The sequence below is a fragment of the Pristimantibacillus sp. PTI5 genome (assembly GCF_048572955.1).
Lineage (GTDB): Bacteria > Bacillota > Bacilli > Paenibacillales > Paenibacillaceae > Pristimantibacillus.
In genome coordinates, this window is the sequence record NZ_CP183886.1 from 4,607,573 (window position 1) to 4,630,728 (window position 23,156).

General features: G+C 50.6%; 21 protein-coding genes. 18 read left to right on the forward strand and 3 right to left on the reverse strand.

Translation table 11 applies throughout. The features are described 5' to 3' along the window. Positions 1-45: 45 nt before the first annotated feature. The 10 genes from purU (at position 46) to ACN6MW_RS20650 (ending at position 12,951) form a co-directional block, all read left to right on the forward strand. The gene (gene purU, locus ACN6MW_RS20605) at positions 46-948 is read left to right on the forward strand and encodes a formyltetrahydrofolate deformylase (protein WP_419871849.1); all 903 of its coding nucleotides are present in this window, start codon (positions 46-48) and stop codon (positions 946-948) included. 162 nt (positions 949-1,110) lie between these two features. Beyond that, on the forward strand, positions 1,111-3,129 hold the full coding sequence (gene tkt, locus ACN6MW_RS20610) for a transketolase (protein ID WP_419871850.1): 2,019 nt from the start codon (positions 1,111-1,113) through the stop codon (positions 3,127-3,129). 49 nt (positions 3,130-3,178) lie between these two features. Continuing rightward, on the forward strand, positions 3,179-3,496 hold the full coding sequence (locus ACN6MW_RS20615; protein ID WP_308997175.1) for a pyrimidine/purine nucleoside phosphorylase: 318 nt from the start codon (positions 3,179-3,181) through the stop codon (positions 3,494-3,496). Between the two features lie 291 nt (positions 3,497-3,787). Next, positions 3,788-4,645, forward strand: a complete 858-nt coding sequence (locus ACN6MW_RS20620; RefSeq protein WP_419876403.1) for an ABC transporter permease — start codon at positions 3,788-3,790, stop codon at positions 4,643-4,645. Positions 4,646-4,659: 14 nt separating this feature from the next. Further along, the gene (locus ACN6MW_RS20625) at positions 4,660-5,541 is read left to right on the forward strand and encodes a carbohydrate ABC transporter permease (protein WP_419871851.1); all 882 of its coding nucleotides are present in this window, start codon (positions 4,660-4,662) and stop codon (positions 5,539-5,541) included. Between the two features lie 40 nt (positions 5,542-5,581). Next, positions 5,582-7,291: an extracellular solute-binding protein gene (locus ACN6MW_RS20630; protein ID WP_419871852.1), complete on the forward strand. Its 1,710-nt coding sequence runs from the start codon at positions 5,582-5,584 to the stop codon at positions 7,289-7,291. Between the two features lie 82 nt (positions 7,292-7,373). After that, positions 7,374-9,122: a cache domain-containing sensor histidine kinase gene (locus ACN6MW_RS20635; RefSeq protein ID WP_419871853.1), complete on the forward strand. Its 1,749-nt coding sequence runs from the start codon at positions 7,374-7,376 to the stop codon at positions 9,120-9,122. Further along, a complete protein-coding gene (locus tag ACN6MW_RS20640; RefSeq protein ID WP_419871854.1) occupies positions 9,115-10,749 on the forward strand; it encodes a response regulator transcription factor in 1,635 nt (544 codons plus the stop codon). The genes ACN6MW_RS20635 and ACN6MW_RS20640 overlap by 8 nt, the downstream gene beginning before the upstream one ends. A gap of 18 nt (positions 10,750-10,767) precedes the next feature. Next, the gene (locus ACN6MW_RS20645) at positions 10,768-12,210 is read left to right on the forward strand and encodes a family 43 glycosylhydrolase (RefSeq protein WP_419871855.1); all 1,443 of its coding nucleotides are present in this window, start codon (positions 10,768-10,770) and stop codon (positions 12,208-12,210) included. 213 nt (positions 12,211-12,423) lie between these two features. After that, positions 12,424-12,951: a DUF420 domain-containing protein gene (locus ACN6MW_RS20650; RefSeq protein WP_419871856.1), complete on the forward strand. Its 528-nt coding sequence runs from the start codon at positions 12,424-12,426 to the stop codon at positions 12,949-12,951. A 71-nt stretch (positions 12,952-13,022) separates the two neighbouring features. On the opposite strand, the gene ACN6MW_RS20655 is transcribed toward ACN6MW_RS20650, so the two are convergent. After that, positions 13,023-13,928, reverse strand: coding sequence for an NAD(P)-dependent oxidoreductase (locus ACN6MW_RS20655; RefSeq protein ID WP_419871857.1), 906 nt, complete (start codon positions 13,926-13,928; stop codon positions 13,023-13,025). A gap of 343 nt (positions 13,929-14,271) precedes the next feature. On the opposite strand from ACN6MW_RS20655, the gene ACN6MW_RS20660 reads away from it, so the two are divergent. The 8 genes from ACN6MW_RS20660 (at position 14,272) to ACN6MW_RS20695 (ending at position 21,520) form a co-directional block, all read left to right on the forward strand. Further along, positions 14,272-15,621 carry a glucose-6-phosphate isomerase gene (locus ACN6MW_RS20660; RefSeq protein ID WP_364144169.1) on the forward strand — a complete coding sequence of 450 codons (1,350 nt, stop codon included), beginning with the start codon at positions 14,272-14,274 and terminating at the stop codon, positions 15,619-15,621. Between the two features lie 36 nt (positions 15,622-15,657). Continuing rightward, positions 15,658-16,290 carry a YigZ family protein gene (locus ACN6MW_RS20665; RefSeq protein ID WP_419871858.1) on the forward strand — a complete coding sequence of 211 codons (633 nt, stop codon included), beginning with the start codon at positions 15,658-15,660 and terminating at the stop codon, positions 16,288-16,290. A gap of 291 nt (positions 16,291-16,581) precedes the next feature. Next, on the forward strand, positions 16,582-17,343 hold the full coding sequence (cysT, locus tag ACN6MW_RS20670) for a sulfate ABC transporter permease subunit CysT (protein ID WP_414698858.1): 762 nt from the start codon (positions 16,582-16,584) through the stop codon (positions 17,341-17,343). Continuing rightward, positions 17,343-18,140 (forward strand): sulfate ABC transporter permease, encoded by a 798-nt coding sequence (locus ACN6MW_RS20675; RefSeq protein ID WP_419876404.1) that lies wholly within the window; start codon positions 17,343-17,345, stop codon positions 18,138-18,140. Before cysT ends, ACN6MW_RS20675 begins: the two co-directional genes overlap by 1 nt. Before the next feature lie 3 nt (positions 18,141-18,143). Then, complete coding sequence (locus tag ACN6MW_RS20680) at positions 18,144-19,208, forward strand: sulfate/molybdate ABC transporter ATP-binding protein (protein ID WP_364144162.1); 1,065 nt, start codon at positions 18,144-18,146, stop codon at positions 19,206-19,208. Positions 19,209-19,241: 33 nt separating this feature from the next. Further along, positions 19,242-20,312 (forward strand): sulfate ABC transporter substrate-binding protein, encoded by a 1,071-nt coding sequence (locus ACN6MW_RS20685; RefSeq protein ID WP_419871859.1) that lies wholly within the window; start codon positions 19,242-19,244, stop codon positions 20,310-20,312. Positions 20,313-20,492: 180 nt separating this feature from the next. Continuing rightward, on the forward strand, positions 20,493-20,804 hold the full coding sequence (locus ACN6MW_RS20690; protein ID WP_419871860.1) for a DUF1806 family protein: 312 nt from the start codon (positions 20,493-20,495) through the stop codon (positions 20,802-20,804). Continuing rightward, positions 20,801-21,520 carry a PIG-L family deacetylase gene (locus tag ACN6MW_RS20695; RefSeq protein ID WP_419871861.1) on the forward strand — a complete coding sequence of 240 codons (720 nt, stop codon included), beginning with the start codon at positions 20,801-20,803 and terminating at the stop codon, positions 21,518-21,520. Before ACN6MW_RS20690 ends, ACN6MW_RS20695 begins: the two co-directional genes overlap by 4 nt. A gap of 15 nt (positions 21,521-21,535) precedes the next feature. On the opposite strand, the gene ACN6MW_RS20700 is transcribed toward ACN6MW_RS20695, so the two are convergent. Both ACN6MW_RS20700 and ACN6MW_RS20705 read right to left on the reverse strand, forming a co-directional pair. Beyond that, positions 21,536-22,693, reverse strand: coding sequence for an acyl-CoA dehydrogenase family protein (locus ACN6MW_RS20700; protein WP_419871862.1), 1,158 nt, complete (start codon positions 22,691-22,693; stop codon positions 21,536-21,538). 207 nt (positions 22,694-22,900) lie between these two features. Then, complete coding sequence (locus ACN6MW_RS20705; RefSeq protein WP_419871863.1) at positions 22,901-23,059, reverse strand: hypothetical protein; 159 nt, start codon at positions 23,057-23,059, stop codon at positions 22,901-22,903. Positions 23,060-23,156: the final 97 nt, after the last annotated feature.

The window sequence follows — 23,156 nt, forward strand, 5'->3', positions numbered from 1 at the left end:
TCCCTCCATATTATTTATATCGTTGTGAAAGGAAGTTATAAGTCCATGTCATCACAATCCAACCCGTCCGAGGTTCAGAATCAATCCGGCGGAAAAACCGGCCGCGCACGCATGCTTATATCTTGTCCGGACCGTTCAGGCATCGTTGCGGCGGTTTCCCATTTCTTATATGAGCACGGAGCGAATATCGTGCAATCGGATCAATATACAATGGATCCTGAAGGCGGCATGTTTTTTATCCGCTTTGAATTCGATCTGAATGATCTGGAGAAAGAGCTTCCTGTTCTGGTGGAGGATTTCGCGCGAGTGGCTGACCGCTTCGACATGAAGTGGCATACCTTCCGCGCCAGCCGCAAGAAAAGGCTGGCTGTCTTTGTCTCCAAAGAGGACCATTGCCTGCTTGAGCTGCTTTGGCAGTGGAAGGCGGGAGACCTGGATGCCGATATCTCCATGGTAATCAGCAACCATCCGGACATGCGCGAGCTTGTGGAATCCTTCGGCATTGCTTATCATCACATTCCGGTAACGGCTGCCACGAAGGCCGAAGCGGAGCGCAAACAGCTTGAAGTGGTTGCGGACAAAGCGGATATCGTTGTTTTGGCCCGTTACATGCAAATTATTTCGCCGAAGTTTATCGAGCAGTTCCCTAACCGGATTATCAATATCCACCATTCCTTCCTCCCGGCATTCGTGGGGGGCAAGCCCTATGCACAGGCCTATACGCGCGGGGTGAAAATAATCGGCGCAACCGCGCATTACGTGACCGAGGAATTGGACGGCGGCCCGATTATCGAGCAAGATGTTCAGCGTGTAAGCCACCGGGACAACGTCGATGATCTGAAGCGGATCGGACGGACAATCGAACGCGTTGTACTGGCCCGCGCAGTGAAATGGCATATCGAGGATCGCGTAATTGTGCATAATAATAAGACGGTTGTATTCAACTAGCTGTATTTTTATGCGAAAATTCTATTTTTTATGATGGAAAACAAGCATGCACAGTGATACAATATTCAAAGTTATTGCGTACTGGTATGACGCTGTATCGTTAATGAGAAACCATATAACGAAACGAAATGAGACTAGATGAGATTATAGGAGGAAATTGGAATGACGGTTACACAAAAATCAATTGAACAGCTTTCGATCGATACGATCCGTACCCTAGCGATCGATTCTATCGAGAAAGCAAAATCGGGGCACCCTGGTATGCCTATGGGCGCTGCTCCAATGGGTTATCAACTATTTGCAAAAAACATGAAGCACAACCCTTCGAACCCTACTTGGGTAAACCGCGACCGTTTCGTATTGTCTGCAGGTCACGGCTCGATGCTGCTTTACAGCCTGCTTCACCTTTCCGGTTATGATTTGCCGCTTGAAGAGCTGCAAAACTTCCGCCAATGGGGCTCATTGACACCAGGACATCCTGAGTTCGGCCACACGGCAGGCGTAGATGCTACAACGGGTCCGCTTGGACAAGGTATTGCCATGGCCGTTGGTATGGCGATCGCAGAAGCTCAGCTTGGCGCTACTTATAACAAAGAAGGCCATGATCTAATCAACCACTTCACTTACTCCATTTGCGGCGACGGCGATTTGATGGAAGGCGTTTCCCACGAGGCAGCTTCTTTCGCAGGTCACTTGCAGCTTGGCAAATTGGTTGTTCTATATGATTCAAACGATATCTCGCTTGACGGCGAGCTTAGCCTATCGTATTCCGAGAGCGTACAAAAACGCTTTGAGGGTTACGGCTGGCAGGTTCTTCGCGTAGAGGACGGCAACGACCTCGAAGCGCTGTCCAAAGCAGTAGCTGAGGCGCAAGCAGACTTGTCCAAACCGACTTTGATCGAAGTTAAAACGGTTATCGGTTACGGCAGCCCGAACAAAGGCGGCAAAGGCGGACATGCAGGTCCTCACGGATCACCGCTCGGCGCTGACGAGACCAAATTGACGAAGCAGGCATACGGCTGGTCAGAAGATCTTCAGTTCCACGTTCCTGATGAAGTTCGCGCGCATTTTGCTGATGTAAAAAGCAGCGGCGAGCAAGCAAACGCACAGTGGGATGCGGCTTTCGCAGCATACAAAGCAGCTTTCCCTGAATTGGCGGCTCAGTTCGAGCTGGCAATCTCCGGCGCATTGCCAGAGGGCTGGGATGCTGACCTTCCTGCTTACAAAGTAGGAGACAGCGCAGTATCGACTCGCGTAGCTTCCGGCAACGCGCTAAACGGACTTGCGAAAAACGTTCCGACGATCTTCGGCGGCTCTGCTGACCTTGAAAGCTCAACGATGACGCATCTGAAAGGTTTGACGCAGTTCAAGCCAGGCAGCTATGATGGCCGCAACCTTTATTACGGCGTTCGCGAATTCGGTATGGCTGCTGCAATGAACGGGATTGCCCTTCACAGCGGTTTGAAAGTATTCGGCGGTACGTTCTTCGTATTTACGGATTACCTTCGTCCTGCCGTTCGTCTTGCTGCATTGATGAAGCTGCCAGTCGTATACGTGCTTACGCATGACAGTATCGCTGTCGGCGAAGACGGTCCTACGCATGAGCCGATCGAGCAGCTTGCTTCGATCCGTATCATCCCTGATCTTACGGTTATCCGTCCGGCTGACGCTAACGAAACTTCTGCTGCTTGGGCATATGCGGTTGAGAACACAGGCAACCCGGTTGCGCTCGTGCTTACTCGTCAAAACCTGCCTATCCTTGAAGGCACAGTTGACGGCGTTCATGAAAATCTTCGCCGCGGTGCTTATGTTGTATCTGATGCAGAGGGCGGCAAGCCGCAAGCTCAAATTCTTGCAACAGGCTCCGAGGTTCAACTGGCGGTTGCAGCTCAAAAAGCTTTGGCAGAGGAAGGCATTCAAGTTCGCGTCATCAGCATGCCGAGCTGGGATCTCTTTGAGAAACAATCGAAGGAATACAAAAATTCCGTTATCCTTCCAGAGGTTAAAGCTCGCCTTGCGATCGAAATGGCTCATCCATTCGGCTGGGAGCGTTACACGGGAGACCAAGGCGATATCCTTGCTATCGACCGTTTCGGCGCATCCGCGCCTGGCGACCGCGTAATCAAAGAGTATGGCTTCACGGTTGAGAACGTTGTTAGCAAAGTGAAAGCATTGCTGTAATAACGTCTCAAAGCTTAACATCCGACAGATAAGGGAGATTACGGCTACCATGTCTCAATTCGATAATGTATCCATCGTCAAGAAGGCTAACGTCTACTTCGACGGCAAAGTAACGAGCCGCGCTGTATTGTTCGCGGACGGAACCAAAAAAACACTCGGCATCATGCTGCCGGGCGATTATGAGTTTGGAACAGACTGCGTTGAAATCATGGAGATTTTAGCCGGCGATTTGAAAGTGCTCCTTCCTGGCGAAACAGAATGGCTGCACATTCAAGGCGAGGGCGAATTCCAAGTGCCAGCGAATACGAAATTCAAGCTTCAGGTTGCTGAACTTACAGATTATTGCTGCTCGTATATCTACGAGTAAAACATTTCTGATCAAATGAAGAAGAGGTTTTCCCGAATTGGCGAGCATTCGCCTTCGGGAAGGCCTCTTTTTTTTGCTTGTTTTTGTCGTATAGGATGGCAATGCTCTAATCCCCTAATATCGTGCTACCAATCTTAAAACATTGTTATATAAGGAATGAGCCGCTCGGGGCTACAATTAGTTCTGTAATCGCTAACATAGACAGAACGAAAAGGGTGAAAGGGGGAGAACCTATTGAAACAACGGATTGCACGGAGGTGGAATTTTAAGCTTACCTGGCCGCTGCATGTCATGCTGGTGCCTGGTATAGCGCTCGTCCTTATCTTCTCGTATTTGCCGATGCTGGGACTCGTCATGGCTTTTCAGGACTTCCAGCCGCAGCTTGGTTTTTTTCGATCGGACTGGATCGGGTTTGAAAACTTTAAGCTGATGTTTGAATATCCGGATGCCAGGCAAGTGATATGGAATACCTTGCTTATTGCGGTCATCAAGATCGTTGCTCATCTCATCGTCCCGCTGTTGTTCGCGCTTCTGCTTAACGAAGTGCGGAAAATGGTGTTTAAGCGGTTCGTGCAGACATTCGTTTACCTGCCGCATTTTCTATCCTGGGTTATTCTCGGAGGGATTTTGCTGGACATGCTCTCGACCGACGGCGGACTGGTGAACCAAGCGCTCGGCTGGCTTGGCATCGAGCCGATTTTTTTCCTCGGTAACGGGGATTGGTTCCGGTTTACGGTAATCTTCAGCGATGTTTGGAAGGATTTCGGATTTTCAACAATTATTTTTCTAGCCGCTCTGTCCGGCATTAATCCTGATTTTTACGAGGCTGCGCTCATTGACGGGGCTAATCGCTGGCAGCAAGTGCTGAAGATCACGCTTCCGTCGCTGATTCCGATAACGATCGTCGTTGCGACGCTTTCACTCGGAAATATTTTAAACGCAGGCTTTGACCAAATTTTCAATCTGTACAATCCGTTGGTGTATGAAAAAGGCGACATTATCGATACCTATGTATACCGCGTTGGCCTAATCGGCGGAGACTTTGGTTTCGGTACCGCAGTAGGCGTGTTCAAGTCGCTCGTCAGCTTTGTTCTGATCGTTATTTCATACCGGCTCGCCTATAAGCTGGCCAATTACCGCATTTTCTGAAAGGGGGGAGCCACATGCATCATCGTTCATTATCTTATCGTATTTTCTCCGTGGGAAACGGAGTGTTTCTAGCACTTTTGTCATTCTTGTGTATTGCTCCTCTACTTCACGTGCTTGCGGTATCGTTCAGCTCGTCGGCGGCCGCGGATGCGAATATCGTGAAGCTGTGGCCGATCGGATTTTCGCTCGAGGCCTATAAGGTGACGCTCTCAAATGAGCATTTCGTAGGCTCGTTTGTGAATTCCGTCCTGCGAACGGTAATCGGTACAGCCATTGCTGTCGGCTTGTCCGTTCTAATCGGTTATTCGTTGTCCAAGGAAACGAATGAGTTCAAGGGCCGCAATATGTATGCTTGGTTTTTTGTCTTCACGATGCTGTTCAGCGGCGGTCTCATTCCTGGCTATATGGTCGTTCAGAAGCTGGGCTTGCTGAATTCGATTTGGGCGCTGGTGCTTCCGGGCGCGGTTAGCGTGTATAATACGATCTTGTTGATGAATTTTTTTCGGACCTCGGTGCCGAAGGCGTTGGAGGAAGCCGCATTTATTGACGGGGCGGGCCATTTTCGTGCCTTGTGGAGCATTTACCTGCCGATCTCGCTGCCTTCGCTTGCCACGATCGGGTTGTTCACGATGGTTGGACATTGGAACGCATGGTTTGACGGCCTCATTTACATGACCCAAACGGAAAAGTACCCCATGTCCACATTGCTGCAGACGCTGGTTGTGCAGCGCGATTTGAGCAGCATGAATGTAAATGCGGAAGAGATGAAGGAGCTGTCCAACCGGACGGTCAAGACGGCTCAAATTTTTATCGCAACGCTGCCGATTATCGCGGTTTATCCTTTTTTGCAAAAGTTTTTCGTCAAAGGGATCGTGCTGGGTTCCGTAAAGGAATAAGGCATGCTATGAATAAAAGAATACGAAGGGGGAACTTATTTTGAATAAACGATGGATGAAGCTGGTTGCTCTAATGACGTCGCTCGTCATTTGCATGGGCTTGCTGGGCGCATGCGCAAGTTCGAACGGAAACAACGGCAGCGCAGGGGAAGCTTCGGCTGATCCCGAGAAGCAGGCCGAGGTGAAAAACGTGCTGGAGACGGGGAAATTCAGCGAGCCGGTAAAAATGGATATCGTGCGTCAAATGACCAGCGACGTTAAGTTCCGGAGCGGGGAGGATATCAACAATAACCCGCATGTAACCTGGGCGAAAGAAACGTTTAATATCGATTTGAATTACGTGTGGACGGCTGACAGCAGCTCCATCGATACAAAAATCAGGCTTCTGCTGTCTGCCAATGAAGACCTGCCGGATATCGTTCAATACCGCGGCTCGCAGGACGTCGTCGATGCGTTGATCGATTCGGGAAAATTCGTCGAGGTTGGCGACTTGTTCGAGCAGTATGCCAGCGAGTCGTATAAGTCAGCGATGGCGGAGGATGCGAGCGTCTGGAATCCGTACGTGCGCGACGGCAAAAAATATGCGATTCCGGTATTGGACTACTCCAATAATAACGATACGGTCCTCTGGATCCGGGACGACTGGATGAAGAAGTATAATTTACAGGCGCCTGCGACAATTGAAGACATGGAGAAAATGATGGAGATTTTCGCGAACGAGGATCCTGACGGAAACGGCAAGAAGGATACGGTAGGACTCGCGGTCGGCTTGAAAAATGGGATGAACACATGGGGCCTTGCGGATGCCGACTTCATCTTTGGCGCATATGGCGTAATGCCGGCGCAATGGAATGCCGATAGCGACGGGAAGCTCGCTTACGGGTCCATTCAACCGGCGGTGAAGACGGTGCTCGGCAAGCTGAAGGATTGGATGGATAAGGGCTACATCCATAAGGAAGCCGGGCTTCACGATGAAGGCAAAGCAGCAGAGCTGTTCTCATCAGGCAAAGCAGGCATTGTTGCTGCTCCTTATTGGGCTGGAGGCTGGCCGCTTCCGGCGGTTAAGGAAGTGGACAAAAATGCGGACTACAGCGCATATCCGCTGCCGGCGGGACCAGACGGCCATATTGGCCGCAGTCAATCGGGCGTGAGCAACGGGGTTGTTTTGATCAACAAAAATTTTGAGCATCCGGAAGCGTTCTTCCTTTATGCCAACTATCTCTATGACAATCAAGGCGATCCGCAGGCTGGAAGCCCGCTTGAATACGGGTTTGAAGAGGGTTATGATTACTTGATCAAAGACGGTCAGCCAACTTGGGATCCCGCACAATTCCCAGAAGACAAGCCGATCATGAATATAGGTAAATATACGCTGCTGTTTGACGGCGCGCGGATTCCTTCACTCGTTATGAAGACGATGAATGATTTGGACGGCGGCAAAGAGCCGGAAACCGCATTCGAGAAAAGATCATCGATGGATATGGACAAAAACATTCATGGCGGCGCCGTAAACTTTAGCCAGATTCAATACGCGATGCCGAACCTATACAACGGCTCCCCTACGAAGACGTATAAGAAGCGTTGGGATTTCCTGAGCAAAAGCGAGAAGGAAACCTTCAACAAAATCATCTACGGCGAGAGCCCGATCGATGCCTTCGATACGTATGTAGCACAGTGGAAATCATCCGGCGGGGATACGATTACGGATGAAATTAATGAATGGTACGATTCAGTAAAAACCAATGAATAAATGACATCGGGTTCAAGGCTGGCACCCTTTCCTCCTAAGGGGGAATCGGTGCTTTTCCTTGTCGGAGAGGGCGGCATACCTAATGGAAAAATCGAATATTTTCAAAAAAATATTGGCCATTCTGGGATTGCTGCTCATTCCGTTCGTGGCGCTTTACTCCTACTCCAATCAAGTCAGCGTTCAGGTCGTGCAGGAGGAGATCCAGCAAAACAACCGAAATAAGCTTTCTTTCCTTGTCCAACAGATTGATGACGAATTCAACCAATTCATGACCTCCGTCAACAACTTGGGCATCGAGCCGAGAGTCAAATCTTTTATCGCGATGGACCCGCAGTCGAGCAGCTATGCATCCTTTGAGCTGAAGCTGGAGCTGCAGGAGGAGCTCGAAAGACGAGGGAAAACAGGCGGTTGGTCCCATTCGTATACGCTTTACGCACCTATGTCGGACCAGGTTGTGAGCACACACGGCTCGATATCGTTCAAAAAGCTGTTTCGGGATGAAATCGTCGGCAAGCCTGTTGATCCTTTTATTTGGAAATTCGAGCCTATGGATAATTCCCGCGTGCCCGACTCGTTCACATTTCGGACGATAGAGCCTTTGTCGGCTTACGATCACACGGAGGAAGCGGACCTAGTCGGGGAAATAAGGGTGGATGCCAAAAATATCGGGGATATGCTGACCTCATTCAAATCGGACAGCTCAGGCGATCCGTTTCTTTACCATCCGGATTATGCGCCAATCGTGACCCGGACGGCGAACATGGACCGAATTGATGAGCTTATTCCTTCAATCTTGGCAAAAAGCCAATCGAAAGAGGAGCAAGGCACGTTTATTACATCGCTGCAAGACGCGCGCTATATGGTCAATTTTATCAAATCGGATACAATCGGCTGGTATTTAATCGAATACGTGCCGCTTGAAAGCATCTTGGATCCGATCACGTCAAGCCGCAATTGGTTTTGGTTATCGATGAGCGTGATAGCCATCGTCAGCGTGCTGGCTGCTTTTCTGCTTTATAAACATGTGCAGGTGCCTATACGCGAGCTTTTCCTAGCAGTTAAGCGTCTGAGGAAGGGCGATTATACGGTTCGAGTAGACAGCGGCAAGCGCGATGAATTTGGTTATTTATTCGATCAGTTTAACTTGATGAGCGAGCAGATCGAAGATCTTATCGACCGCGTATACGAGGAGAAGCTGCGTTCCAGGGAAGCAACGCTTAAGCAGCTTCAATCACAGATTAATCCGCATTTTTTATATAATTGTTTGTTTTTCATGAAAAATATGACGCGGCTTGGCGAGCAAGAGGCCGTTATGGCTATGGCGGTTAAGCTGGGCGAATATTATCGCTACACTACGCATGTGGACCAACAGGAAACGACGGTCGGAGACGAGATTAAGCTGATCCGCAATTATTTATCGATCCAAAACATGCGCATGAACCGAATCCAATTCGATATTGATATTCCAGAGGCGATGGAAGAACTATCGCTGCCTCGCCTGCTGCTTCAGCCGATCGTTGAGAATGCGATTATTCACGGCATCGAGCAGAAGGAGGATGCCGGGGCGATAACCATCAAAGGGCTGGCTTTAGCGGATGAATATATTATTATCATTGATGATGACGGGATCGGCATGGACGAGGAATCCTTTGCGGAGCTGAGAGAAACGATCGACATGCCGGGTGAAGCGAGCGGAAGCTGCGGCATGCGCAACGTGCATCAACGGCTTATTCATAAATACGGCAGCCGGTCGGGGCTTGAGCTTGAGCATTCACCAGCCGGCGGCTTAAGAGTGATTGTACGGTGGAAGGAGGATGACGAGCATGCATGAGGTCTTAATCGTCGATGATGAGAGATCGGTTGTCGAAGGCGTTGCCGCGACGCTGCCATGCGATGAGCTGAAAATAGGCACGGTACACAAGGCGTTCTCCGCAACGGATGCGCTTGCCATTATGAGACAGCATCCTGTTGATCTTGTGATTACGGATATCCGGATGCCTGGCATTTCTGGGCTGGAGCTGATGGATAAGGTACAAGAGGCTTCCCCGTCCACGCAATGTATTTTGCTTACAGGCCACGCTGAATTCGAATATGCCAAGCGGGCAATCACTGGCGGCGCTTCCGACTATTTGCTGAAGCCTGTAAATGACGAAGACTTGATCCAAGCTGTCGATAAGGCGCTGGGCACCGTTCGGAGAGAGTGGGAGGAGCTCGTATCCCGCGACAATACCATGAAGACAATGCGGGAAAACTTGCCGCTGCTCCGAAGGGATTTATTGATCGAGCTGCTGCAAGGGCATTCGATTCCTGCGGACGCGCTGGCAGATAAGCTGTCTCAGCTTATGATTCCTTTCTCTCCGAATGATGCGGTCGCTTTGCTGCTTATTCGTCTGGAGGAGCCGTTCGTACATTATGGCTATAAGGACCGCACACTTCTTGAATACGCGGTCAGCAACGTAGCTGAAGAAGTGCTGCGCGAGAGCTGCCAGGTATGGGCCTGCAAGGAAGCGCATGGGTATTTGGCCTTTGCGGTAAAAAGAACAAATCAATCCAAATCGCGTGAATGGACGAAATCCGCCGTTAATGAGCAGCTTATGCGCCTTGGCGAGCTGATTCAGCGGCAGGTAGAAACGTATTTAAAGGGCGCAGTCTCGGTTGTCATCGGTGAAGAAGGCGCCTTTCCCGAGCATTTGGCTGCTTCTTACGGCAGCGCGCTGGCCGCATTCCGCAAGCATATCGGGAGAGGAAAAGGCTACCTGCTTTCACTCGGCGAGCATCAGGAGAAAGCGGCTGTTCAAACGCTCAGGCGGCTCTATGAGCCCCCGATGCTTCAGGATTTGTTGGAAGCGGGACGCTGGGACGCGTTTGAAGAAAAGCTTGGTCTCATATTCGAGGAGCTCGAGACGGAATTCGGAGACTCTGCTGAGCATGCCTTCGAGTCGTTCTGCGCCGTGACGGGCGCATTGACCTTTATTGCCCACAAGAGCGGATACGGATTATTCGAATTTCTTAAGCCGAGCGAGCGGGCATCGTTGAACTTCGAATCGTTCGAGACGTTCGGGCAGCTTCGGGACGGTCTGTTCCGTCTGGCGGCACTCATGCGCTTATCGCTTGAAAGAGAGGCGGCCGACGGCCATACCAAGCTGATCTACAAGGTTCAGCGATTTATCGAAGAGCATTTGGATAGGCCGATCTCGCTGCAGATGATAGCGGACCGCGTTCACCTGCATCCCGTTTATGTATCACAAATGTATAAAACGGTAACGGGAGAAAGCTTGACCGATTATATGCTTCGCATTCGAATGGAGAAATCAGCCTATTTATTGAAAACTACGAATCTTAAAATATATGAAATTGGAATGAAATTCAGCTATCAGAACGCAGCGTATTTCATTAAGCAGTTCAAAAAGGTGTACGGGATGACGCCGCAGGAATACAAGGATCAGCATTCAATCTAACCGGGGAGGATGATGGGGATGGAGAACGGGGCAACGATTCGCAACGCAGCGGCATGGATGGACAATGACGGCGAGCCGATAAGGGCACACGGCGGCTGGATGCTGCAGCAGGACGGTTATTTTTATTGGTTCGGCGAGGATCGGACAGAAGGCAGAAAAGTGTCCTGCTACCGTTCAAGCGATTTATACCATTGGGAGAGCAGAGGCGCGGTGCTTACGCTTGAATCTAAGGTACGCCCGATATATTACAGGACATCGCTGGAGCTGTTTCCGTCCGACAAGGAAGACGACGGCTTCAGACAAGGGGCCGTAATTGAACGTCCTAAGGTGCTTCGCAACGAGCGGACAGGCAAATATGTCATGTGGATGCATTGGGAAAACGGCCGCAATTATAACGATGCCCGCTGCGCGGTTGCGACCTGCGATACGATTGACGGCGAATACGTCTATCATGGGAGCTTTAACCCGGTTGGCTATATGTCGAGGGATTGCACGGTATTTCAGGATACTGACGGCAGCGCGTATTTCATTTCAGCCGCAAGGGATAATGCCGACCTTCTCGTTTATCGGCTATCGGATGATTATTTAAGCATCGAGGAGCATGTCAAAACATTATGGCCAGGGCAGTACCGGGAGGCGCCGGCCGTTCTCAAGCGGAACGGGATCTATTTCCTCGTAACTTCAGCTTGTACGGGCTGGCTGCCGAACCAGGGTGCGTATGCCTATTCGGACAGTTTGACAGGCAGATGGTCGCAGCTTATGCCATTTGGTGATGCAACGACCTACGATACGCAGCCGGCATTCATTGTGCCGCTGCAATCGCAGGGCGAAACTGCTTATTTATATGTGGGAGATCGATGGGATCCGTCCAATTATCATCATTCCACCTATGTATTTCTGCCTTTAAGCTTTCCATCGGATAAAGAGCTGAAGCTGGAATGGGCGGATCGGTTGAAGATGGATCTCTCTAACGGCCTGCTAGAACCGCAATTGGAGCCGAGCGGCTTGCAACGGATCAAAAGCTGCGGAGCAGAGCGGTATTTGGCCATAGCGCCGGAGAGAGACGGGGCTGCCGAAGTAATCGGCGGTGTACTGTCTTACGCTTCGGAAGAGCAGAAATGGACCGTGGAGCCTGCGGGGAATGAAGGATATGTTCGTATCAGAAGCAAGGCGGACAGCCGCTGCCTTGCTGTGAATTTATCTTCGGACCGCTCGGGCGATGAGCCAGCCATACTGGAGCGAAGCGATGTCCCATGCTGTACGGAATGGTCGCTGGATAACGATACGGATGCCGAGAGCGGCGTATGGATTCGCAACCGCACGACCGGAAAAGTGCTGAGTGCGGGTTATGGCGAAGGGAAAGAGCGTAAACATGCGTACGTGTTTGTAACGGAAGCGGCCGATCATGACCCGCGAAAAGGACGCGATCCGCAGCGATTCGAGCTATTGAACGTTTATTAAGCATAAAGCGACCTGAAATAAAATGCCGCCGCAGGAGAGCCGATTCAGGGCTTATCCGCGGCGGCATTTGTATGCAGGGAAAAATCAAAATTCGATTTTTCGTGACATCTATGCCTGAAATCAAATTGATTGGACTGCGCAAATCGGATAAGGTTAATGGAGAAGGAAGCGACCATAAGTAATGCTTTGGTATGGCAAGTTTATTGGGAGGTTATGCACTTGAAGGAAAAAAACGTTGGGCCCTTGGTTGCGATTTTGTCGCTGGTCCTGGTAGCGATCATCACGGTTCTGTTTTTTCTACCTGCTTACGATGGAGAAATTGGATTCGATGTTACGATATTGCCGCTGCTAAACGCGATTTTCAATTGCTTCACTTTTATCGCGCTCGTTGTTGCTTTGGCTGCGATTATGAAAAAGAACGTCCGTCTCCACCGTGCGTTTATCGGGGCTGCTTTTACGTCGACAACCCTGTTTCTTGTTTCTTACGTTACGTATCACTATCTGACAGAATCAACGAAATACGGCGGAGAAGGCATCCTGCGCCCGATCTATTTCTTTATTTTGCTGAGTCATATCTTGCTCGCGATTGCGGTTGTCCCTCTTGCTCTGCTGTCTGCGGTCCGCGGCCTGCAAATGAAGGTGGACAAGCACCGCAAAATTGCCAGATGGACGATGCCGATATGGCTTTATGTAAGCCTAACAGGCGTAGTCGTTTATCTGATGATTTCTCCTTACTACTAAGAAACGCCAAAAAAAGCGGGGCAAACGATCGTTCGCGGACGATCGTTTGCCCTGCTTTTTCCATTCCGCAGCTAGTGCAAATTATCTGAGCGGCCGCTTAGCTTGCGTCCGATCCATTGCTCATAGGCTTGACCGACGCTGCTCATGTCAAGTGCGCCAAGTCCCATTGATTCGCCCACTTGAAAGAGACTTTTAGACGCTTCAAGAAGCGGCGTAGGCACGTTCAAGCTGTCCGATAAAACGGATGAAAGCCTAAGGTCCTTCAGCATCAGCTCCAGCGAAAATTGGACGTCGTAATTTCCTTCGAGCAGCTTTGGACCTTTCATTTCGGCTGCCTTGCTGGCTGCTCCGCCGGATTGAACGAGCTCAACGAACGCGCTGCCGTCAATTCCGCCGCTTGCTGCGATGGCCATTCCTTCTGCCAGGGCAACCACGTTGATGCCGACGATCGTATTATGGGCAAGCTTGGCAATCGAACCGCTGCCGTTTGCGCCCATGGGGATGACCTTGCGGCCCATAGCAAGCAATATATTCTCGACCTCGCTGATTTTATCCGTATCCCCGCCAACCATAAACACAAGCGTTCCGCCCTCGGCTGCCGGCTTGCTTCCGGTTACGGGCGCGTCGAGGAAGGCTGCCCCGTGCGCTTCTGCTTCTGCAGCAAGCTCTTTGGCTAACGTTGGAGATATCGTGCTGCTGTCGATCAGGGTAATGCCGCTCCGGGTTCCGGCAAAAATACCGTTTTCCCCCCAATATACCTCGCGTATGGCCGCATCGTTGCTTATCATCGTAATGACGACATCCGAGGCCGCCGCAACGGAGGCAGGCGAATCCAGTTCCTTGGCGCCAAGCGCCAGCAGACTCTCTGCTTTACCCGGCGTTCGGTTGTATACCGACACCTCGCAGCCCTTTCGCAATAAATTCGACGCCATTCCGACTCCCATAACGCCCAAGCCGATAAATCCGACTTTGTTCATATCGATTTCCTCCGCTCCATAACGTATTTTAATATATAAGAATTTATATGTTGTCTCATATAGTTATTCTTATATATCTCCGCAAAACGATTGCTTTTGCCGCAGAAGACGCGAACAACCGTGTATACTTGTTTGATTATACAGATTCTTCATTTATTTTTCATGGTTCGTTGCTTGTTTTTATAAGGTAAATCCGATATTGTAGAGGCTAAGTTGAAAAGCATTATCAAGGAATGGATTTATTTTAAGCGTTCCCTATAAGAAGCATTATGGCTTCGCAGGCGTTTGGCTTATGCTTACGAGGTATTTTTGTTTCACAAAATTTTAGGAGGTTTAAATTTACATGAGCAAAACAGTACAGTTTGACTACAGCAAAGCGCTGACATTCATTGGCCAGCATGAAATCGATTATATGGCGGAATCCGTTCGCCTAGCGCATGAGCAATTACATAACGGTACAGGCACGGGTTCGGATTACCTGGGCTGGATCGACCTTCCTACAAACTACGATAAAGAAGAGTTCGCGCGCATTCAGAAAGCTGCCGACAAGATCAAATCGGACTCGGAGGTACTGATCGTAATCGGTATCGGCGGTTCTTATCTTGGCGCTCGCGCCGCTATCGAAGCGTTGTCTCACTCTTTCTATAATATTTTGCCAAAAGAGCAGCGCAAGACGCCGCAGGTATTGTTCGCCGGCAACAACATCAGCTCCACTTACGTTACTCACCTATTGCAGCTGGTTGAAGGCCGCGATTGGTCGATCAACGTAATCTCCAAATCAGGCACAACGACAGAGCCGGCTATCGCCTTCCGCGTATTCCGCGCAGCGCTTGAGAAGCAATACGGCAAAGAAGAAGCACGCAAACGCATCTATGCAACAACAGACAGCGAGAAGGGCGCGCTTAAAAAGCTATCGTCCGAGGAAGGCTACGAATCGTTTATCATTCCAGACGATGTCGGCGGCCGTTACTCCGTGCTTACGGCCGTAGGCTTGCTGCCTATCGCAGCTGCCGGAATCAATATTGAATCCATCATGCAGGGCGCGGCTGACGCATCCAAAGAATACAGCAACCCTAACCTTGCCGAGAATGAAGCTTACCAATACGCCGCAGCCCGCAACGCGCTGTACCGCAAAGGCAAAGCAACCGAAATTCTCGTGAACTACGAGCCGTCGCTGCACTTTGTATCGGAGTGGTGGAAACAGCTCTTCGGCGAAAGCGAAGGCAAGGATTTTAAAGGCATTTTCCCGGCAGCGGTAGATTTCTCGACGGATTTGCACTCGATGGGCCAGTTTATCCAAGAGGGTAACCGGAACATTTTCGAAACCGTCATTCAAGTAAGAGAAGTGGCAGAGCACATCTCCATCGAGCATGACGATGCGGATCTTGACGGTCTGAACTTCCTGACCGGCAAAACGATGGATTTCGTTAACAAGAAAGCTTTCGAAGGAACGCTTCTTGCGCATACGGACGGACAAGTTCCGAACTTTATCGTGAATATTGCCGATATGACGCCTTACACATTTGGTTACCTTGTTTATTTCTTCGAAAAAGCATGCGGAATCAGCGGTTACCTGCTTGGCGTTAATCCGTTCGACCAACCGGGCGTTGAGGCTTATAAGAAGAATATGTTCGCATTGCTTGGCAAGCCGGGCTTTGAGAAAGAAAAAGCCGAGCTGGAAGCAAGGCTGTAATAGGCCCGCTTGATCGGGATACGGGAGCCATAGCCTATGCTGGAGAAATACAGAACGGTCAGGCAGCAGGCCAGTGCCGAGATCGTGATCAAGAAATCGCGATTCATCGGATACGTGAAGCCAGTGGAATCGGAAGAGGAAGCCGTCGCGTTTATTAACGAAATCAAGCAGCTGCATAAGCAGGCGACGCATAACTGTTCTGCTTATATGGTGGGCGAGCGCGATCAGTTCCAGAAGGCGTCTGACGACGGGGAGCCGAGCGGAACGGCGGGCAAGCCGATTCTAGAGGTCATTAAGCATAAAGGACTGAAAAATATCGCCGTCGTCGTGACGCGGTATTTCGGGGGCATTATGCTTGGAGCAGGCGGGCTAGTCCGGGCGTACACGGACGGCGCGGTTGCCGGCATCGAGGCGGCTGATGAAATCGTGAACGTGCTTCATCGCGAAGTGTTCGTGGATGTGGATTATACATGGTACGGCAAGCTGGAGAACGAGCTGCACGGAAAGGGAACGCGCGTAGGCGGGACGGATTTTACGGACCGCGTCATCGTGCGCTGTCTGCCTGAAGCGCCCGAGGCAGAGGCGTTTATTGCTTGGATAACCGATCTGACGCAAGGACAGGCGATCGTTTCAGAAGGCGAGAATGCTTACTATATTGAAGGCGAATAAGAAGACGGGGAGCATCAGCGGAAGCTGGTCTCCTCTCTTTTTGTAGATAGGGGTGCTTGCAGCTCGGGGGTTCATAAGAAATGGCTATGAAAGCGATTAGTTTTTCTAAATTTTTTATTGACTTAATCCCAGTTTGGATGCTACATTATTAATACCTAGTAACTTAATAGGAATTATGTTTTTACTTGTTTTGCTACACCTGCGGCACGAGCCGATGGTCTGGGAGGTAAAGTCACAGTGAATGCTTTGTTTCGCGGAAAAGGGTGGAGCTTCGGTTTTCGAAGCGCCATTATGCTTTATTTTGTCATTCTAATCGTTTTACCAATTCTCGGTATTTATACGCAATCCTTTTCGCTTGGATGGACTCCTTTCTGGGAAAGCGTCACAGATCCATTAGCTTGGAAGGCCGTGCTGCTTACGGTGAAGCTGGCCGTCATCGCAACGATTCTTAACGTATTCCTGGGTACGATGATCGGTTGGGTGCTTATTCGTTATCGTTTTCCGGGACGGCGCCTGCTCAATAGCTTAGTCGATTTGCCGTTTGCATTGCCGACAGCGGTCGGCGGACTGATGATTTTGCTGCTGCTTGGCCCAAATAGCTTCGTTGGAGGCTTGGCGGAGAAAATAGGCATCGAGATCGTGTTTCATGAACCCGCGATTATCGTAGCGATGCTGTTCGTTACGTTTCCGTTCGTGATCCGGGCCATTCAACCGCTGCTTGAGGAAATGGACAAATCGGAAGAAGAAGCGGCCTATACTTTAGGCGCTACGCGTGCGAAAACATTTTTTAGCGTTATATTCCCTACTATGCTGCCAGGTATTTTAAGCGGCGCGATGCTGGCCTTCTCCCGCGGACTAGCGGAGTTTGGCGCAGTTGTGCTCGTAGCCGGCAATATTCCGGGAAAGACGCTTATCGCATCGGTTTATATTTTTGGAGAAATCGAAAGCAGTAATCCGCAGGGAGCGGCTGCCGTATCGGTGCTGCTGCTGACGCTATCCTTCCTCATCCTCTGGACGGTTAACCTCATTCAAGGCAGGAGGAGCGACCAATGATGAGAAGATTGTGGATTACATTAACGTATATCGTTTTTGGTTTATTGCTGATCGCCCCGCTGATCAAGATTTTTACCGGCTCTTGGGCTGACGGCTGGAGCGGATTTATCGAGGGGATTACAAGACCTCAGTCGCTGCACGCGCTCATGATGACAGGAATTATCGTCGTGGTCGTTACAGGCTTGAACACGGTATTTGGCATTATGCTGGCCATGTATCTTGTCCGCGCCGAGTGGATCGGTCGGCGGATGAAGCGCCTGCTCAACAGCTTGGTCGATTTGCCGTTCGCGGTATCGCCGGTTATTGGCGGTCTGATGATCGTGCTTATTTTGGGACCGAATACGGTAATTGGCACGTTGTTTGAGGATGCGGGCTTCAAAATCGTATATGCGCTGCCGGGGATGATTCTTGCGACCTTGTTCGTAACGTTCCCGCTTATGGTGCGCGAGGTAATGCCGGTGCTTCAGGAGATCGGAGCACAGCAGGAGGAAGCGGCATCCACCCTTGGCGCCTACTCTTGGTATACGTTTTGGAAGGTGACCTGGCCTTCGATCCGATGGGGAGTTATCTATGGCGTTGTTCTGACGGTAGCACGCTCGCTAGGGGAATTTGGCGCGGTGCTCGTCGTATCCGGAAATATTATGAATAAAACGCAAACGGCTACAACGCTTGTGTATCAGGATGTAGAAAATTTCAACGTGGTTGCCGCCAACGGCGTGGCGCTCGTTCTTGCGGCATTTTCCGTCGGACTGCTGCTGCTAATGGAATGGGCGAAAAAACGAAAGGAAGTGCATTAAGCCATGCATATTGAAGTACGGAACTTAAACAAAAACTTTGGCGATTTTCATGCAGTGAAAGATGTTAGCTTTGAAATCGAAAAAGGTCATCTGATCGGCTTGCTCGGACCGAGCGGCGGCGGTAAAACGTCCATACTTCGTATGCTGGCGGGGCTTGAGTCTCCTTCCTCGGGCGATATTATTTTCCATGGCAAACGCGTTAACGATCTGCCTCCGCAGGAGCGCGGGATCGGGTTTGTCTTCCAAAACTACGCGTTGTTCAAGCATATGACCGTGTTTGACAACATTGCTTTCGGTTTAAAGGTGAAGAAGCAATCCAAGGAGCAAATTCGCGAGCGTGTCATGTATCTCGTTGAACTGACCGGCTTGAAGGGCTTCGAGCATCGGTATGCGCATCAGCTGTCCGGCGGACAGCGCCAACGCGTTGCCTTCGCCCGTGCGCTTGCGCCGGAGCCGCAGCTGCTGCTGCTCGATGAGCCCTTCGCGGCCATCGATGCAAAGATCAGGACAGAGCTTCGCACTTGGCTCAAGGAAATGATCGAGCGTGTCGGCATCACTTCCATTTTCGTTACGCATGACCAAGAGGAAGCGATTGAAGTCGCCGATGAGATCATGATCATCAGCAAGGGCAAGCTTGAACAGAAGGGCAGCCCTTGGGATATATACAAAAATCCCGAGACGCCGTTCGTCGCCAGCTTTATCGGCGAATCCACGATCGTGGACAATATCTCGGAGCTTAAGGGCTTTGAAGATGCGGGAAGCCGTCCTGGAACCAAAGCGCTTATCCGTCCGGAATATATTGAGATCGGCAAGCCGGGAGAAATCAAGCTTGCCTCCGCAACGCTCCCAGGTAAAGTGAAGCATCTGCATTTCCGCGGCAGCGAGTGGATGGTTGAGCTGCTTGTCGGCGATACAAAGCTGATTACGTACCGTTCGCTCGAGAAGGAAGTGCTTCATCCGGGGGATCAGGTCAGCGTGCTTGTGCACCGTGCCTACTTATTCAATGACAACGAAAGCTGGATTGAGGAAAATAAATTGAAGGTTGATCCGATGCCTATTCATATCTAACCAAAAGCTACGTAGAAAGAGTTGTATGCGAACATGAAAATCAATCGAGCAACAAGTCAGCGCATGTTCATTCTCCTGTTAGCCTCCGTCCTGCTGCTCACCGCAGCAGGCTGCGGCACAGAAGAGCAGACGAACGGCAATGCGGCTGGGTCTACCGTACAGGACGGCGATGTTACCCTTGTAATCGGTGCATATTCGGTGGTGAAGGACGCTTTCGCTGACGTACTCCCTGCATTCCAAGATTATTGGCTGCAGGAGACGGGACAGAAGGTAACCTTTCAGGAATCGTATGAGGCTTCTGGGACACAGGCGCGCGCGATTGCCGGCGGATTTGAAGCGGATGTCGCTATTCTTGCGATGGAAGGCGATCTGGATAAAATCGCGGATGCCGGCTTCATTACGCATGATTGGAAAGCTCAGAGTAACGGTGGGAACATTACGAACTCCATCGTTGTATTAGGTACCCGTAAGGGTAATCCGCTCGCTATTAAAGATTGGGATGATTTGACGCGGGAGGAAGTTAAGGTGCTTTATCCCAATCCGAAAACCTCCGGCGGGGCGCAGTGGGACATCAATGCCATTTATGGCGCGGGTCTGAAGCAATCGGAGAAGATAAACGGCACGAAGGATGAGGCTTACGCCAAAAGCTTCCTAAAAGCCGTTCACGCGAACGTGGAATCGCTCGACAAAAGCGGACGCGCATCGATGGCCGCCTTTGAATACGGGGTTGGCGATGTTATCGTCACTTATGAGAATGAGCTGCTCGCACGCATTAAGAAGGGCGTCGATTACGACATCATCGTGCCGAAAAGCACGATTCTGATCGAGAATCCGGCTGCAATCGTGGATAAGAATGCGGATAAGCATGGCTCGCGCAAGGTAGCCGAAGCTTTCATTGCTTACCTTCACAGTGACGAGGCACAACGTATATTCGTTGAGCATGGTTTCCGTGCCGTGGATGAGAAGGTTGCGGCGGACACGAAGGACCTTTATACGGTGCCGGATGAGCTGTTCGACATTTCATACTTAGGCGGTTGGCCAGAGGTCAGACAAAACCTTTATTCGAAAAAAGGGATCTGGTATCAAGTGCTGGCCGATTTGTAGCATACGAGAAAAAACGCTTCAGGCATTTGTCTGAAGCGTTTTTTTGTCATGCATGCTGAACAAGGATTTAGCATATGCGGATCAATGAGCCTACCCTCACCTTCCTATGGTGATAGACCAGAGGCGCATGCTAAAATGTAATAGCTCCTATTAATTTTATAGAAGGGGAATGAAGCGGCGATGAAATACATAAACAAGCCTGAGCTGGAAGCTGCGTTCCAAGGCTTCCGAGCGCAGGAGGCCTATCTTCATAGCGAAGCAACGTCCTTCGTTTTTGTTCGGAATTTCAAAGTAAGGCTCGAAGAAGTTTTTATTGCGGGTGAAGGGCCGTATCGGCTTGCGCTGCGCTTTGATGAAATAGGCTGGCTGCGTATGGAAGCCCTTACCCATTACGAAATAATGGCGGATGGCAAGCTGCTGCTTGCCGGTTACGACGAGTTTGGCAGGATGAATGTCGCTCTCCACCTAGGAAAGGAGCCGTTTCCGGAATGACTGAAAATCACGGTAATCGAAAGGGCAGGCTGCTGGCCGTGTTCGCTCATCCTGACGATGAGTCATTTATATGCGGCGGAACGTTGGCTAAATATGCGGACAGGGGGGTTGAAATAACGCTTGTAAGTGCAACAAGGGGAGATATGGGGCGCCGGATGGGAAATCCGCCTTATGTAAATAGAGAGTCCATGCCGGAGATTCGGGAAAAGGAGCTGCGGAAAGCCTGTGAAGCGCTTGGCATCCAACGTCTGGAGTTTTTCGGTATTCGCGATAAAATGGTTGAATTTTACGATTCTGATCGTTTGATTGACAGAATAGGCGCGTTGATGGAAGAGATCCGTCCTGATGTGGTGCTGACCTTTCATGAGACATTAGGCGGACACCCTGATCACTGTGCAATTGGGAAGGCTGCTACCGCGGCTTTTCACCGAACCCGGCAGCAGGGCTCCCTCTATTTCATCAGCTTTGGCGATGCCATGGAAGCCCCTGAGCGATTCGGCTATTCCAAGCAGGACATTGTAAAAATCGATGTTCGCAGGCATTTGGCCGCGAAGCTCGCAGCCTTCCGCGCGCATCGGTGCCAAACCGAAATTGACGAGTGGGTATGGCAGCCGGATCGGGAGGCGCTTGCCAGGCTGGGCCGGTATGAGTATTTTATAGCCGGAAAGCAAGAAGCATCCAAGACTCTTATCGCCGATGATTTGTTTCAACCGTAAACCGTGGAGAGAACATCATCGTTTTTCGCCCAGAGCGCTAGAGGCGAGCGTTTGCAGCACCATATTGTCCATCGGCGGGTTGTGAAGGCCTGCCCGGACATCGCGATAGTAGCGTTCCAAAGGCAGGTTTCTGGATAAGCTGGCGCCGCCTACGATTCGCATGGCCATGTCGACCACTTTAATCGCGTTATTCGTAGCGACAAACTTGGCCAGCCCTAGCTCCGGCCGCAATGACGGCCGTTGCTCTATTTCCCGATCCCAGCGGCCAGCCGCTTCATAAACGAGAGAGCGGGCCGTACGGAGCTCGATTTCCATCTGTCCAATCGATTGTTGAACCGTTGCAAGCTCGGCGATTGGTCCCTGAAGATGATTCGGGCGATAGGTTTGCGCGAATGAGATTGCATAATCACGCGCAGCCATGGCGATGCCTATGTAGCAAGCCGGGATATGCAGAAGCCATCCGCCGCCGTCGTCGGTGCCTTTTCCGGAGAGACGGTGTTCATCGGGAACGAAGACCTCGCTCATGACCACATCATGGCTTCCGGTTCCGCGCATGCCGATCGTATTCCATGTTTCAATCATGCTCACCCGGTCGTTCTTGTAGACTAGAAAATCCGCAGCGCATTTTTCCTCAGGAATATAAGCGGTTACGACAAACCGGTCAAGGATCGGCGCGAGGGTGCTGAAGGTTTTGCGGCCCGTAATGATCCAGCCGGCCTCTGTCCGTACCGCGGTCGTTTCGGGCCGGCCGCCGCGGCTGGGGCTTCCTGAGGCGGCTTCGCTTGCAAAAGTATTGATCATGGCTCCTTTGGCTGCGACAGCTAGGCAAAGCTCGTCAAACAGCGCTTCCGGCCACTTCCGGGTCGTTCGCAGGTGTAACATCTGTCCAAGATGCCAGCCTACGGCAAGGGCTGTTGAACCATCGCCGTAGGCTAAGCGCTCCTGAAGCAAAACCAGTTCGTGAAGCGAAATCTCGTCGCCTCCATACTTTTTCGGTACCGTAAGCTTTAAGTAGCCGGCATCCCGCAGGTCAGCAAAATTTTCATGCGGGAATGAGCCTTCCCGGTCATGGATATTCGCCCGCTTGGCAAATCGGGCCGCTAACTCCCCGGCTTTCTCGGCATGCTCCTTCTCCGCGGCACTGCGGATATATTGATCGATGAGCCGTCCCATTTAGGAAGCACTCCTTTCATCTATAGGTTGATCCCTTTCTCGCATTTTACCATAACCTATGGATAAGCATACGGAATGCTTTTCAATTTAAGAGATAATCGCATTGCAAATAAAGTGGGCAATCCTATAATATCACCGGATACAAACATAAGGCAGCCGCAAAGTCGATGATCCGACTCTGCGGCTGCCTTATGTTTGTCATTCCGTTTAGAACATAGGGAATACATAACGAACCAGGAAGTACAGGGCTCCAAAAAAGATGATGACATAGGCAGCATATTTGATGAAGGTAGATGCTACCAAGCTGGAATCCGACTTTTTCTCCACATGACGTTCTTCGATATCAACATTACGTTGCGTTGCCATTTGAACCACTCCCTTTAGTGATATTGTTAATCTCCATTACCCTAATGGTTGATTGCTGAAACATCGGAAGACACGGTGGGAGCTGCCGTACACGAGT